Genomic DNA, 13478 nt, shown 5'->3' with positions numbered 1-13478 from the left:
CGCCTACCCGTCAGTACATTGACGCCATGTCTAATACGCAGAGCCGGGAGCCTAGGCCCGTCGCGTCCGAGCACATACCGCTCAAGGCACGCAAGGTCTCCTTCTCCTGGGAGGACACCCCGCTCCACTGGGTGCCGGGCGACCCCTTCGCCACGCACACGATCAATGTGCTGCACCTGCTTCTCCCGGCGGGCGAACGCTGGTTCGTGCACGTGTACAAGCAGGTCCTGCCGTACATCCGCGACGACCGGCTCCGCGAGGACGTCATCGGCTTCATCGGGCAGGAGGCCATGCACGCCCAGGCCCACGACGAGGTCCTACCGCACCTCAAGGAGCAGGGCCTGGACCCCACGCCCTACACCGCGCAGGTCGACTGGCTCTTCGAGAAGCTGCTCGGGGACAGGACGCTGCCGCCCGGCAAGGCCCGCACGTGGTGGCTGATGGAGCGCGTCGCGATGATCGCCGCGATCGAGCACTACACCGCCTTCCTCGGCAACTGGGTCCTGAACGCGGATGAATTGGACCGCAGGGGTGCCGACCCGACCATGCTGGACCTGCTGCGCTGGCACGGCGCGGAGGAGGTCGAGCACCGCTCCGTCGCCTTCGAGCTCTTCATGCACGTGGACGGCAGCTACCGCCGCCGCGCCCGCACCTGGGCCACCGCCTTCACCGCCCTGGTCTTCCTCTGGCAGCGCGGCGCGCGCTTCTTCATGGAGAACGACCCGACCCTCATCGGCGGCAAGGCGTCCTTCAAGGGCTTCTACCAGGGCGGGAAGAAGGGCACGCTGCCCACGACGCCGGACATGATCCGCTCCATCCCCCGCTATCTGAGCCGCGCCTACCACCCCTCCCACGAAGGCAGCACCGCACAGGCCGTCGCCTACCTCGCCTCGTCCCCGGCGGCAACCGCCGCCGAAGCCGCGACGGAACCGCTGCCGAAGGGAGCGCACTGACATGCCCCGCCTCCGCACCGTCCTGCTCGTCACGGGCACGGCCCTGCTCGCCAAACGGGCCATGCGCCGCCGCATCGACGCATCCCCGCTGTGGCCGCTGCCCGCCCTTCAGGAGCCGGTCTCGGGCCGCCCGCGCTCCCGCGCACTGCGCCTCCTCGTCACCCGGCACGAGACGATCGCCGACGGCGTCGTACAACTGCGCCTGGAAGGCGACCACTTGCCCGCCTGGAAGCCGGGCGCCCACCTTGACCTGGTCCTCCCCTCCGGCATCGTCCGCCAGTACTCGCTGTGCGGGGACCCTGAGGACACCTCCTCGTACACCGTCGCGACCCGCCTCATCGGCGAGGAGCAAGGTGGGCGCGGCGGCTCGCGTGAGGTGCACGAGCAGCTACAGGAGGGGACGGAGGTCGAGGTGCGCGGCCCGCGCAACCGCTTCCCGCTCGCCGACGCCGAGACGTACGTCTTCGTGGCGGGCGGCATCGGAATCACCCCGATCCTCCCCATGCTGAGGGAAGTTGAGGCCGCGGGCCGTGCGTGGCGGCTGCTGTACGGGGGGCGCTCCCGGGCGTCGATGCCGTTCCTGGAGGACGTGGAGAAACTGGCGGGCACGGGGGCGGGCCGGCTGACGGTCGTCGCGGAGGACGAGGGAGGGCGCCCGGACCTCGCCGCGTTCCTCGCGGACCTGGCGCCCGCCACCGCAGTCCACGTCTGCGGCCCTGAAGGCCTGATGGAGGCCGTGGCGGCGACGCTGCCCGAGGGCGCCGAGCTGCACCTGGAGCGCTTCACGCCGCACACCTCCGCGGAGGGCAACGGAACCTTCGAGGTGGAACTGCGCCGCAGCCGCAGGACCGTCTCCGTGGCAGCCGACACCACCGTGCTCTCCGCGGTGCGCGCGGAGCTGCCCAACACCGCGTACTCCTGCGAGCAGGGCTTCTGTGGAACCTGCCAACAGCGGGTCCTGGAAGGGGAGATCGACCACCGGGACGAACTCCTCACGGACGCCGAGCGGGCCGACTCGATGCTGATCTGCGTGTCGAGGGCGAGCGGTGGCCGAATCGTCCTGGACATGTGAGACATGGGGCGAGAGATGTGAACGGTTCGGGTGGACCGGCCCCTTGGACGGCTGGATCCGCTCGGTAAGGTGTTCGCATGACTACCGGGGTGCGCCGCAGAATGGGTGTCGAGGAGCGGCGGCAGCAGTTGATCGGGGTCGCGCTCGACCTGTTCAGCCACCGCTCGCCCGACGACGTGTCGATCGACGAGATAGCGGCGGCCGCGGGCATCTCGCGACCGCTGGTCTACCACTACTTCCCGGGCAAGCTCAGCCTCTACGAAGCGGCGTTGCAGCGGGCGGCCGACGACCTGGCCGACCGCTTCGTGGAACCGATGGAGGGCCCGCTTGGGGCGCGCCTGCTGCGCGTGATGGGCCGCTTCCTTGACTTCGTGGACGGCCACGGGCCCGGATTCTCCGCGCTGATGCGCGGCGGCCCGGCCGTCGGATCGTCCACGACCAACGCCCTGATCGACTCGGTGCGCCAGGCGGCGTACATCCAGATCCTCGCCCACCTGGGCATCACCGACCCGCCCGCCAGGCTCGAACTGGTGGTCCGCTCCTGGATCTCGCTCGCCGAGTCCACGGCGCTCATCTGGCTCGACGGACGCCGCATTCCACGCGCCGAGCTCGAACTGCAGCTGGTGCACGACTTCGCGGCCCTTGCCGCGGTGAGCGCCGCGTACGACGAGGAGATGGCGGTGCTCCTGCGCCGCATCCTCGCCGAGGAGCCGCCGGAAGGACCGTTCACCGAGCTGGTCACCCGCCTGTTCGGCCTGGTCCCGCAGGAGCGGAGCAGTTGACCCACAGGTTGGCGGGCGAGGAGGACATCCCCACTCTCGTCGCTCTCTACGACGGTGCCGCGCACTGGATGCGGGACCGGGGGATCGACCAGTGGAAGCCGGGCGAGAAGGGCGCCGCGCACTTCCGCGGGCGGATCGCGTCGGACGAGGTCTGGCTCGCGTACGACGGTGAGATGGTCGCCGGTGCGTACGAGGTGTGGTGGGCGGACGAGCCCGCCTGGGGCGAACAGCCGCCCGTCGCCGGCTATGTGCACCGCCTGATGACCCGGCGCGGCGCCCCGGCCGGAACGGGCCGCGCGATGCTGGAGCGCGCGGAACAGCGCATCGCTCAGGCGGGCCGGGACCGCTGCCGCCTGGACTGCGTGTCCTCCAACCCCCGGCTGCGGGAGTACTACGAGGCGGCGGGGTACGTGGTGGTGGGGGAGCTGCCGGGGAAGGTGGCGGCGGACGGGAGCACGTACGGCGTGACGCTCCTGGAGAAGGACCTGCGCGGCCCGGCCCCGTCCGACGCCTGACGGCTCAACGCAGCGTCGACACCTTCGAGCCGTCCGCGAGCCGCCCGGTGAGGCCGGCGCGGGCACCTCGCTCCAGGGGTGCGGCCAGCGTGTTGCCGGGAGTCTGGGACGCTCCGGCGGCCCCGACCGACACGATGTCCTTGCTGCCGCCGCCCAGCAGGTACCAGTTGCCGCCGCGGGACTTCCACCGCACTCCCGCGAGCACCGACGGCTGGCGCGCGCCGCACGCCGCGGAGTCCTCCGCCTTCGCCGCGACGGCCGCCGCGCCGTTCGCCCGGAACTGCGCGAGGGCCCTGCCTCCGTCGCCGCGCCAGGTGTCGGCGCGGGTGCAGAGCCAGGCCGCCGAGCCGTTCGCCTCGGGCAGGGCCTGACGCGCGTACTGCCAGGCGTTCACGGACCGCACGCCGTTCGAGCGCGCGTCGGTCAGCGAGCAGGCGGTCGACGACCAGTCCGCGGCCGATGCCTCGCGCGGAGCCTGCGGGCGGCCCGCGGTGAGATGGGCGGGGACGAGTTCGCCGAGGTCGGTGGAGAGCCGGTTCACACCGGTGTCGTCCCGCAGTTGCAGCGCGTTCCATGAAGTGCACGCGCGGGCCTGCGCCGGGCTGGCGAACGGCTCGGTCACGCCTTCGCCGTCGCGCTTGAGGGCGTCGGCGCCGCCGTCCGCCTTCACCAGGTCACGTACGGCGACACCGGACACCCAAGGCGCGGTCAGGTACCGGACGTTGCCGTCGACGCGATTCACCACCACGGCCGCCGACTCGGCGCTGGTCGCGCCGTCCACGCGCGCGAAGTCGAGTGCGGCGCCGCTGGTGCCGTCCTTGGGCTCGGCGTACCGCACGATGCGCAGTCCGTCGTACAGGAGCACGACCCTGGCCGCGTCCACCTCGCCGGCGAACAGCAGCTGCGCGGGCCCGGGAGGAGCACCCGCATCCGTGCCCGGCGTCGCGGAGACCTGCACCGACTCACCCGGCCTCGCCCAGACGGCCAAGGCCCGCCGCAGCAGGGCCTCGTCGCCGATGAGGGCGCCCCTGGCGGGCCACACGGAGAAGTCGGCCCGCGCGGACTTCTTCCACGCGCCGGCCGCGACCTTCGTGAGCTGCCCCGGGTCGAGCGCGGCCTGCCCCGCCGGATTCTTCGCGTACGCGGGAGCCGCGGCCCCGTCGGGCCCCCACCCGTCGCCCGGCAGGCCGAGCAGCGCCCCGCAGACCAGGGCGGCGGCGAGCGCGACGCCCGCGGCCTTCATGTGCTGCCTGCGGCGCATGAGATCGGTGGGCCGCGCCTGCAGGGAACAGGGGTCGAACTCGGGAGACCTCAACAGTTCGTACGCCGCGTCCACACCGTCGGCTTCGGCCAGTGCGGCATCCGGCTCGCCGACCCCCACGGCGACGAGTGTCTTGCGCACGTCGCTGTCGGGGAGCCGCTCGAGCCCCCGGAGCACGTACGCGGCTCTCGCGGGCCCGGAGAGCGCCGAGAGCCTTTGGTCGAGGGCGAGTTCATCGGCACCGCCCGACCGCGGGAAGAGCCGGAGCCCCCACACCTGGGGCAACAAGGGCGGCAGCTGTGCGCGCTTGGGCCAGGCCGTGCGCCGGAGCGGGAGCCCGGCGTCGAGCGCGGTGCCGACGACGCGCAGCCGCACGTACGCGTACCCGGGGTCGCCGTTGCGCCCGTCCCCGGAACGCTGTACCGGAATGACGTCCTCGTCGCCCGACCTACGGCTGCGGGGCAGCGCGCGCTGCGTCAGCGCGTGGGCGGTGAGGACCCGCCGGTTGCGTCCGAGGCTGGGCGGAAGAACCAGATAGGCGAGCCGCACCAGCCGGGGGTAGTGCTCGACGAGGGCGGCCTCGGCCTGCTCGACGTCGACGACGCCGGAGAGATCCTGGGACGGGGCGGGGGACTTCACATTCGACGACACGTTCAGCAAAACGAGCGAATCGTCGGTTGGTCACCTGTCGGTGAGCTCCCGGGCGTAGTTGCTCATGGAGCGCTGGTAGCGGGGGAGATGGGGTGCGAGCGCGCCGAGTACGAGGGCGAGGCCTTCGCGTTCCCGCCCGAGGCTGGCGAGACAGAGGGCGAGGGTCGCCCGAACGGCGTCATCCAACTCATCGCCAGGGGCGTCGAGTTCAGGCTCAAGGAGCGCGACGCCTTCCTCCGGCCGCCCGATGTTCCGCAGCGAACTGGAGAGTTGGATGAGGGTGCGCCGCCGCCGGTACCCGTCGAGCCCCTTCTCCAGCGCTTCCCTGTACAGGGGTACGGCTCGGTCCGAGTGCCCCGTGGAGTCGAAGGCGCAGGCTCGCTCGAAGGGGGCGAGGGGGCTTCCGTCCGGCAGCTCGTCGACGAGGGCGTCGATGACCTTCCGAAACTCCTCGCCCCGTCCATCGTCGTACTCCTCGACGCTGGCCCACGCCTCGCCCAGTCGCTTCTCCCACGCCGTATCCATGGCCACACTTTCGCATGGCGTCACCGCCCCCGGCAGCGGATTTACCCAACGGGGCCTCTCCACCCACTCGCCCCCCGCAGCCAACCCTCGCCGAACGGGACTCTCCCGCCCACCCGCCGTCACCCCGCAGCCTCCCCTGGACGAACAAGCCTTCCCGCCCTCCCCGAAGCTCTTAAGGAGCAGGGGGACCCCCATCCCGTTCACCCCGCAGCGACCAGCGAATCGCTGCAGTCGGCACGGCCCCGCCCCACAGACGGACCAGCCCCGCAGCCGGACGGCAACCGCACCCGGCAGGGGACCGTCCCCAGGCGGCCAGCCCCTCAGCTGACCCCCCACCCGCTGAACTCCACAGTCCCCCTCCCCCCGCCGCCCCCATGAGTCGCACTCATGAACAGCCCCACATCCTGAGCCCCAGCAACCCCCACCAGCTCCACACTCGCCACCACCCGCCAATTCGCCCCGCCATCCGCCGAGCAGGACCCCGTCAGCACATCCCCCGCCCGTGCGAGCCGCAGCAGCACCGGGGCCTTGAGTCCCGTGATGCGCTTGTACGTGTCCAGGGTTCCGTCGCCGTTCGTGTCGTACGACAGCACCACGCCGTTCGCCGGAGTGACCGCGAGGTTCACGAAACCCGGCGACCCCGCCACCCCCATCGCGTTGCGCGCGATCAGGCCCGCTCTCGCCCAAGGGCCCGTCACCGCCTGGGAATCGACCCGCACCGTCACCGTCACCCCGTCCCGCAGCGCTCCCTCCCGGTACAGGGTTCCGAACTCCGTCGTGCCCTTCCACAGGTCCGCGCCCGCCCCGTCGATCGCGTAACGGCCGTCCAGCTCGCCGAACACCGCCCCGTTGTTCGTGAACTTCCGCCAGCCCGCTCCCACCGGGCCCGCCTCGTACAGCACCCCCTCGTGGACGGACCGCACCCGCCGCTCACCCGCAGGGCCGTACCGCGCCTCGATCTCGTACGGAAGCGGCCGCAGCGGACGGTCCAGCGGCGTACCCGGCGCTTTCGCGCGCCACGCCACCTTGCCCGAGCCCGCCGGAGCGACGCGCGGCAGGGACACCGGGCCCGTCGGCTCCGCGTCGATGCCGCTCAGCTCGAAGTCGACGCGGCCCGTGGCCCGCAGCCCGTTGACGTTGCGGAAGACCGCCTCGACCCGCGCACTCCCGCCCGGCGGGAGCGACGGCGGCTCGGCGACGACCTCCAGCGAGCCCTGGTACGGCGCTCGGGCCAGCACGTCCCGTACCCGTGAAGCCGTCCGGTACGGGTCACCCGCTCCCCGCAGGGGATAGTCCTTGCGCTCCCGGGTCCACGGCTCCTCCACCGCGAACCAGTCCACCGCACGCGGCTCACGCCCCGCGGCCAACGCGTCGGCCAGCTCGTCCAGCCACTTCTGCCAGCGGGGGACGTAGAAGTCGGCCATCAGGCCCGCCCATTCGCGGTTCCCGTACTCGTGCAGCTTCCCGCCATCGGACGTCGGCCGGTCGCCCCACACCGTGATCAGCACCTTCGCGGTCCGCTCGAACTCCGCCCGTTCCGCCTCAGTCGTGCCCATCCGCCTCGCCGACTCCACCCAAGGACCCAGCAAGAACGCGGAGTTGGTGCCCGTCAGCTCGTCCGAGAGCCGCATCAGCCGCAGCCACAGCGTCGAAAGCGCCCGGAACGTGTCCGCGTCCTTGCGGCGGTACGCCGACCGGAGCTGCGGCAGCAACTGCCTGCTCCGGTGGGCCAGCGCCTGCCGGGCCACGTCCACCACGTCGTACCGGTAGGCCGCGCTGCCCCGCAGCGCCCCACGCACCCCGAGCAGCCCCGCGAGCGCCGCGTCGAAGCGGCCGGGGTCGTACGTCAGCGCGCGCGGCGCGTACTCGGCGGCGCGGTTCGCCGCCAGGTCGGGGCGGGCGGCGAACAGCGAGTCGTGCGGGTCGCTCCGCTCGACGGCGGTGTGCCGGTAGGCGGTGTCGTGCAGCGCCCGCCACGCGCCCCGGGCGTCGGCGTCCCGCCCGCCGTAGCGGAAACCCGCGTAGCCGTCGAACCAGGACGGCAGATCCAACTCGCCGTCCGACCAGGCAAGTTCCGAGAAGAGCTCGAACGCCGCCGGGTCCCGGTCCGTCGCCTCCGGCATGAACGCCGTCCCCGCCAGGGCGCTCCCGCCCTTGTCCCGCCACGCGAAGAACTTCTCGTTCCAGATGTGGGCCCGCGCCCCGATCGTCGTGCGCCCACCGAAGTTGGGGATGGTGCCGAACGCGTACGGCGTCCCGCCCCAGTCCTTCTCGCGGTCGGTGACGCTCGTGTACCGGTCGGATACCCCGTCCACGATCAGCATCCGCCGCCGGTCGATCGCGTCGAGCAGCTCCGGCAGCGGATTGGCCTCCCATCCGAGGATCACCCAGGTCGCACCGGGGCGCGCCGTGCGCAGGGCCGCCTCCACTCCGCGCGCCGCGTCCGGCACCGGGACGTCCCCCGCGGTGCCGCCCTCGTGCAGCAGGTCCATCTTGAAGTTCTCGGCGGCTCCGAAGAGCTGTTCCTGGTGCCGGTAGAACGAAGCGGCGACCTTTCCGAAGGACGAGGTCCTGGGGTCGAGCCAGTCGGGCCGCTTGAACCCGTGCCAGGTCCCCTGCGGCACCACCCGCGCGTCCCCGCCGTTGCGGGCCACGAATCCGTCAGGGACGTGCCCGTAGTAGCCGGGGAGGACCGGCTCCATCCCCAGCGAACGCAGCCTGTCCACGATCCTGCGCCCCAACTCCGCGCGGTCCGCGATGACTTCGGGCGACAGTGGCCCTCCGTACCCCGACAGGTTCTGCAGCAGCCACCACGCCTGGTGCGAGGGGGCCGGCAGCCACGCCCGCGCCTCCGCGTCGCTGTAGCCGAAGTCCTTCAGGACCCGGTGATAGACGGCCTCCGCCCCCGCGATCACCAGGACCTCGTTGCAGCCGTGCAGGGCGAGTACGTCGATCATGCGCTCCCAGTACGCCCAGTCGGCGTGCGGCGCGGTGTACCCGTCGTTCGTGTCGTTCAGGGCGAACCGGTGCGGGAGCGAGGTGGACCGCTCCAGTGGGCGCGACGGCGCCGGCAGCCTGCGCGGCAGGTCCAACTGATCGCCGTTCCAGGCGATATGGGCTCCGCAGACGTACTTGAGGTACCAGTGGACCCCGGTGAGGAGGACGGCAGGCGTCGTCCCCGACACATCGACGCGTCCCGACGTGCCGGAAACCCGGAAGCGGTCCGTGCCGCCCTTCGCGGGGACGAGTCTGAGACGGAACTGTTCCGCGTGATGCGGCAGGAGTCTGTTGAGTGCTGAGCGTGCGGAATCCGTATCGAAGGCGGAGGCGGGGCCCTGGACGGGTCCTTCGGCGGCGTGGGACGGAACGGCCACCCCGCCGACGGCGGTACCGAGGCCGATGGCCCCGGCTGCGCCGAGCACGGAACGTCGGGACGGATCGGACATGTGTACCCCCTGGGTCGAATGGTGCGGCGCACGGTATCCGTGCGGCGTCCTGCGCTCAACGGTGCATGCGGAGATGGCGAGTTCACCTCGCCTGAAGGGACTGGTGGGACGATGAAGGCAGCGCGAAAGACGCTTGCGGGCGCGAGCAAGGGCATGCGAGGGCGCATGCGGGCGGGCCTGGGGACGGGCATGGGTGTGGGACTGCTGCTGATGCTTGCGGCGTGCGGCTCGGACGGCGACGACGCGGTGCCGGACACGGCGAGCGGCAGCCTGGAGCAGCTGGCGGCCAAGGTGCGGTGCGATCCCGACATCCAGACGGACGCGGCCGAACTGCGGCAGGCCACCTGTGACAAAGGTGCCCGCCGCTACGTCCTAGTAACCTTTACAAATGCCCGTGGCCAGGCCGAATGGTTCGACGAGGCCACCGATTACGGCGGTACGTACCTCATCGGCAAGAAGTGGATCGCGGTCGGCGACGAGAAAGTGGTCATGCGGCTGCGCGGTCAGCTCGGTGGGACGGTGGAGAAGTCCTCGCACCACTCGGGGAGTAGCGGTGGTGGGGATCACGAGGACAAGAGCCCGGGGCATTCGGGCCACTCCGGTCACCACACGGGCTGACCGCGCAGCGGTACGGGGGTCAGCTTGCGGTCAGTTGCAGCGCTTGCCGCCGTTGATGCACTGGGCCACGCGGTCCATGAGCCCTTCGTCGAAGACGTTGATGAAGTCACCGTGGTCGGTGATCGGCTTGTGGAGCTGCTCGGGGAACGAGTCGACGGCGAACCCGGGGCCGGGCGGCACGTCGTAGACGATGCGCTGCACCAGCTGCGGAATGGCCTGGAACCCCTGCGGGCAGGCGCCGGACTCCGCGTCGGCGAACGCCACGTGCGTACGGTGGTTGGCGCTGTCGGTGTTCTGGCCGTCCCAGCAGCTCTGGAAGTTGAAGGTCCGCACGACCTGGCTGCCTTCGGGGCAGATCGGGTACTTGTCCTTCAGCTGGCGGTCCTCGAAGCCGGTGCAGCTCCAGGACGCGTTGGCGTTCGCGTCACCATTGGTGAGTGCCTTGGCGTCACCGGTGATGATGCGCAGGAAACGCGGCATCTCGACGACCTTGCTCGTCGGATTGCCCACGAATTTCAGCGTGACCGACGACGGTGTCTGGATCTCGCCGACATTCTGGTCCTTGCCGCCGCCGTCCGCGTCCGCGTCGGCCTCGTCCTGTCCGTTCTGCAGCCTCAGGACCGGCCAGTAATAGGTGGACCTGTCGCCTTGGTTCTGGCAGGTGGTGTCGCCGTTGGCGAGATCGTCGTCACTGGAGAAGGCGTCCGTGGCCTGATTTCCGATGTAATCGTGCATATGGTGAGCGCCATTGCTCACGCCGGGAGCGGCGATGACATTGTCCGGATTGAACTTGCCGTTCTCGTTCGTCCCGCATTTCGTGGTGAAGGTGCCGCGCGAGGCGCCGCGCTGTTTGTCGGGGCGGTTGACGTTGGGCTGTACGGAGTTGATGTCGACGAAGTCGGCGGCCTCGGGCCCGTTGCCGCCCTGCTGGTCCGGCGGCTGCTGTCCGTCGTCACCGGGGGGCTGCTCCTGCCCGTCACCGGGGGGCTGTTCGCCGCCGTCCTGCGGAGGCTGCTGCCCGCCGTCGCCATCGCCGTCACCGTTGCCGTCCTGCTGCTGCCCGGCCGATTCGTCGGCCCGCATGGTGCACGGCGCCATGCCGTCCATCCCTTGGGGCGGCCGGCCTCCCGCCTGGTCGATCGAGGATCCGATGCCCTCGATGGTCGGCCGCCGCTGGTCCTCGAGCGGCCCGAGCACGGCCTCGGCCTGCTCGGTGTCCTGTGCCTGGGCGAACTTCTCGTACGCGGCGGTGATCTGAGTGTCCAGCTCCGCGAGTTTCCGGTCGACGTCCTCGCGGGCGCCGTCCGGCACATCCGACAGCTGGGTGCCCACATCCGGGCAGCTGATGGTGGCCAATCCCAGATTGCCGCCCTGCTCGCCGGATTGGGTCCTTGCGGACGGCGGACCGGAGCTCTCGCCGGCGTTCGCGTAGACATTCACCGCGACCATTCCGCCGCCGCCCAGGATGAGAGCCGCCGAGGCGGCGATCGCGCGCCCGGCGAGTTTTGATCGTTTGCGTGATGTGCGTCGTGGTGTGCGTCCCATGGGACTACGTACGCAACAGGAGTCGGCCCCGTTCAATCCCGCACGGAATTCCCCGGCAATCCCTCCGGTGATCCGCTCAGCGCTCTTGATCCAGATAGGCGATTACGGCGAGGACACGCCGGTTGTCGTCGTCCGAGACCGAAAGGTCCAGTTTCCCGAAGATGTTGGACGTGTGCTTGGCGATCGCCCGCTCCGTCACGACCAGTTCTCCGGCGATCGCCGCGTTCGACCGGCCCTGCGCCATGAGTTCGAGCACCTCGCGCTCGCGCGGCGTCAGCTTGCCGAGCGGCTGGTCCGCCGAGCGCCGCGACAGGAGCTGCTGGATCACCTGCGGGTCCATCGCCGTACCGCCCGCGGCCACCCGGCGTACGGCGTCGATGAACTGGTCGGCGTCGAAGACCCGGTCCTTGAGGAGGTAGCCGACTCCGCCGTTCCCGTCGGCGAGCAGCTCGCGCGCGTACAACTGCTCCACGTGCTGGGAGAGCACGAGCACCGGAAGACCCGGCCGTGCCCGCCGCGCCGCGAGCGCGCACTGGAGCCCCTCGTCCGTGTGGGACGGCGGGAGCCGGACGTCGACGACCGCGACGTCCGGCTCCAACTCGGCCAGGGCCTTGGTGAGTTCGGGCCCGGTCTCGACAGCGGCGGCGATCTCGAAGTCGAATGCCTCCAGCATCCGGACCAGACCGTCGCGCAGCAGGAAGAGATCTTCGGCTAGGACAACTCGCAAGGGATCTCCATGGTCACCATGGTCGGGCCGCCCGCGGGACTGCTGACGGCCAGTACGCCGTCGAATGTACCGAGTCGCCGTTCGATCCCGCTCAGCCCCGACCCGGCGCCGATGGACGCGCCGCCCTTGCCGTTGTCGGTGACCGCGATGCGCAGCATGCCCTGCGCGTGGTGGATGTCCACCCAGACGCGGTCCGCGCCCGCGTGCTTGATGGTGTTCGTCAGGGCCTCGCTCACCGCGAAGTACGCGGCCGCCTCAACCGGCTCATCGGCGCGCCCGAACAGCTCCACGTCCACGTCCGTCCGCACCGGCAGTCGCAACGCGAGAGCCTTCACCGCGTCGCCGAGGCCACGCTCGGCGAGCACCGGTGGGTGGATGCCGCGGACCAGGTCGCGCAGCTCGGTCAGCGCCTCGCCGGAGTTCTGCCGGGCCTTGGCGATCAGTTCCTTGGCCTTCGCCGGGTTCTTCTCGATCATCGCCTCGATGGTGCCGAGGTCCATGCCCATCGCGACCAGGCGGGCCTGCGCCCCGTCGTGCAGATCGCGCTCGATGCGGCGCAGCTCGGCGGCCGACGAGTCCACGGCGTCGTGCCGGGTCTCGGTCAACCGGTCGACACGCCGGGACAGTTCACGCTCCCGCATGGTGGCGGTGGGCGCGAGCAGGGTCCTGGCCAGGAGGAAGTGGCCGCGCAGGATGGCGGGGCTCGCGAAGACGCCCGCGACGCCGAGTGCGGTGCCCAGCAGGGCGGCCAGGTTGGCGTCGGTCTGCGAGGTGACGTGGATGAAGCCGTACCAGTCGCCGCCGCCCGCGTTGTAGATCGGCCGCCAGACGCCCAGGGCCAGGACGTAGCCGTACAGCGGGTACAGGAGCAGCGCGGGCGCGAAGATCACCACGACGTAACCGGCGGTCATGTCGACGAGGAGCCACTGGAGATCCCGCCAGGTCGCCGGGTCCTTCAGCATCAGCGAGGTGCGCTCCACCTGCCCGGTGACGCCACTGCGCAGGTCCGCGGGGAAGGCGCGATAGGGACTGGGGATGCTCACGTCCGACCACGCGCCGGCCAGGGCGCGGCGCAGGTCCGCCCACTTGCGTACGGCGGTGAGGACCGCCGGGGTCGTGAAGACGCCGATGCCCAGCAGGATGAAGGCGATCGAGACGACCGCAAGCACGAAGAGAGTGATCGAACCGGCGAGCATCACGACCGACAGGTAGAGCCCCCGGGCTCCCGCGATCACGGATTCACGGACCCTCGTCATTTTCTGATCCCCATCTCTTCCAGCGGCATGAACACATTCTCGCCGCTGGGATCGGCGCCGGTCATTGGGTTCGGCACCCGGGCGGGGGTGTACCTGACGACACCCCCGCCCCTCGCCCTGTGCTTCG

11 protein-coding genes are annotated in these 13478 nt (G+C 71.0%); 5 read left to right on the top strand and 6 right to left on the bottom strand.

Annotated elements, in window-relative coordinates; translation table 11 throughout:
• The first annotated feature begins 26 nt into the window (after window positions 1-26).
• From AC5P1C_RS06320 to AC5P1C_RS06305, 4 genes are all read left to right on the top strand, one after another.
• Window positions 27-953: a metal-dependent hydrolase gene (locus AC5P1C_RS06320; protein WP_493864659.1), complete on the top strand. Its 927-nt coding sequence runs from the start codon at window positions 27-29 to the stop codon at window positions 951-953.
• A 1-nt stretch (window position 954) separates the two neighbouring features.
• Window positions 955-2025, top strand: a complete 1071-nt coding sequence (locus AC5P1C_RS06315) for a PDR/VanB family oxidoreductase (protein WP_493864658.1) — start codon at window positions 955-957, stop codon at window positions 2023-2025.
• Window positions 2026-2102: 77 nt separating this feature from the next.
• Window positions 2103-2807, top strand: a complete 705-nt coding sequence (locus AC5P1C_RS06310) for a TetR/AcrR family transcriptional regulator (protein ID WP_493864657.1) — start codon at window positions 2103-2105, stop codon at window positions 2805-2807.
• A complete protein-coding gene (locus AC5P1C_RS06305; protein ID WP_493864656.1) occupies window positions 2804-3322 on the top strand; it encodes a GNAT family N-acetyltransferase in 519 nt (172 codons plus the stop codon). Before AC5P1C_RS06310 ends, AC5P1C_RS06305 begins: the two co-directional genes overlap by 4 nt.
• 4 nt (window positions 3323-3326) lie before the next feature.
• Here the strand turns inward: AC5P1C_RS06305 and AC5P1C_RS06300 are convergent, their stop codons facing one another.
• The 3 genes from AC5P1C_RS06300 to AC5P1C_RS06290 all read right to left on the bottom strand — a co-directional run bounded on the left by AC5P1C_RS06300 (window position 3327) and on the right by AC5P1C_RS06290 (window position 9205).
• Window positions 3327-5240, bottom strand: a complete 1914-nt coding sequence (locus AC5P1C_RS06300; protein WP_493864959.1) for a hypothetical protein — start codon at window positions 5238-5240, stop codon at window positions 3327-3329.
• A gap of 24 nt (window positions 5241-5264) precedes the next feature.
• Window positions 5265-5759 (bottom strand): tetratricopeptide repeat protein, encoded by a 495-nt coding sequence (locus AC5P1C_RS06295; protein WP_493864655.1) that lies wholly within the window; start codon window positions 5757-5759, stop codon window positions 5265-5267.
• A gap of 320 nt (window positions 5760-6079) precedes the next feature.
• Complete coding sequence (locus tag AC5P1C_RS06290; protein ID WP_493864654.1) at window positions 6080-9205, bottom strand: alpha-N-acetylglucosaminidase; 3126 nt, start codon at window positions 9203-9205, stop codon at window positions 6080-6082.
• Window positions 9206-9316: 111 nt separating this feature from the next.
• Here AC5P1C_RS06290 and AC5P1C_RS06285 point away from each other — a divergent pair, with 111 nt between their 5' ends.
• Entirely contained in the window at window positions 9317-9823 is a 507-nt protein-coding gene (locus tag AC5P1C_RS06285; protein WP_493864653.1) for a hypothetical protein, read from the top strand.
• Between the two features lie 30 nt (window positions 9824-9853).
• Here the strand turns inward: AC5P1C_RS06285 and AC5P1C_RS06280 are convergent, their stop codons facing one another.
• From AC5P1C_RS06280 to AC5P1C_RS06270, 3 genes are all read right to left on the bottom strand, one after another.
• Entirely contained in the window at window positions 9854-11368 is a 1515-nt protein-coding gene (locus AC5P1C_RS06280) for a DUF1996 domain-containing protein (protein WP_493864652.1), read from the bottom strand.
• 76 nt (window positions 11369-11444) lie between these two features.
• Window positions 11445-12095, bottom strand: coding sequence for a LuxR C-terminal-related transcriptional regulator (locus tag AC5P1C_RS06275; RefSeq protein ID WP_493864651.1), 651 nt, complete (start codon window positions 12093-12095; stop codon window positions 11445-11447).
• Window positions 12080-13351, bottom strand: coding sequence for a sensor histidine kinase (locus tag AC5P1C_RS06270; RefSeq protein WP_493864650.1), 1272 nt, complete (start codon window positions 13349-13351; stop codon window positions 12080-12082). The genes AC5P1C_RS06275 and AC5P1C_RS06270 overlap by 16 nt, the downstream gene beginning before the upstream one ends.
• Between the last annotated feature and the right edge of the window lie 127 nt (window positions 13352-13478).

This window comes from Streptomyces sp. A18 (genome assembly GCF_059026065.1).
Note: the sequence above shows the minus strand (reverse complement) of the source record. Positions and strands in the feature narration are given on the sequence as shown.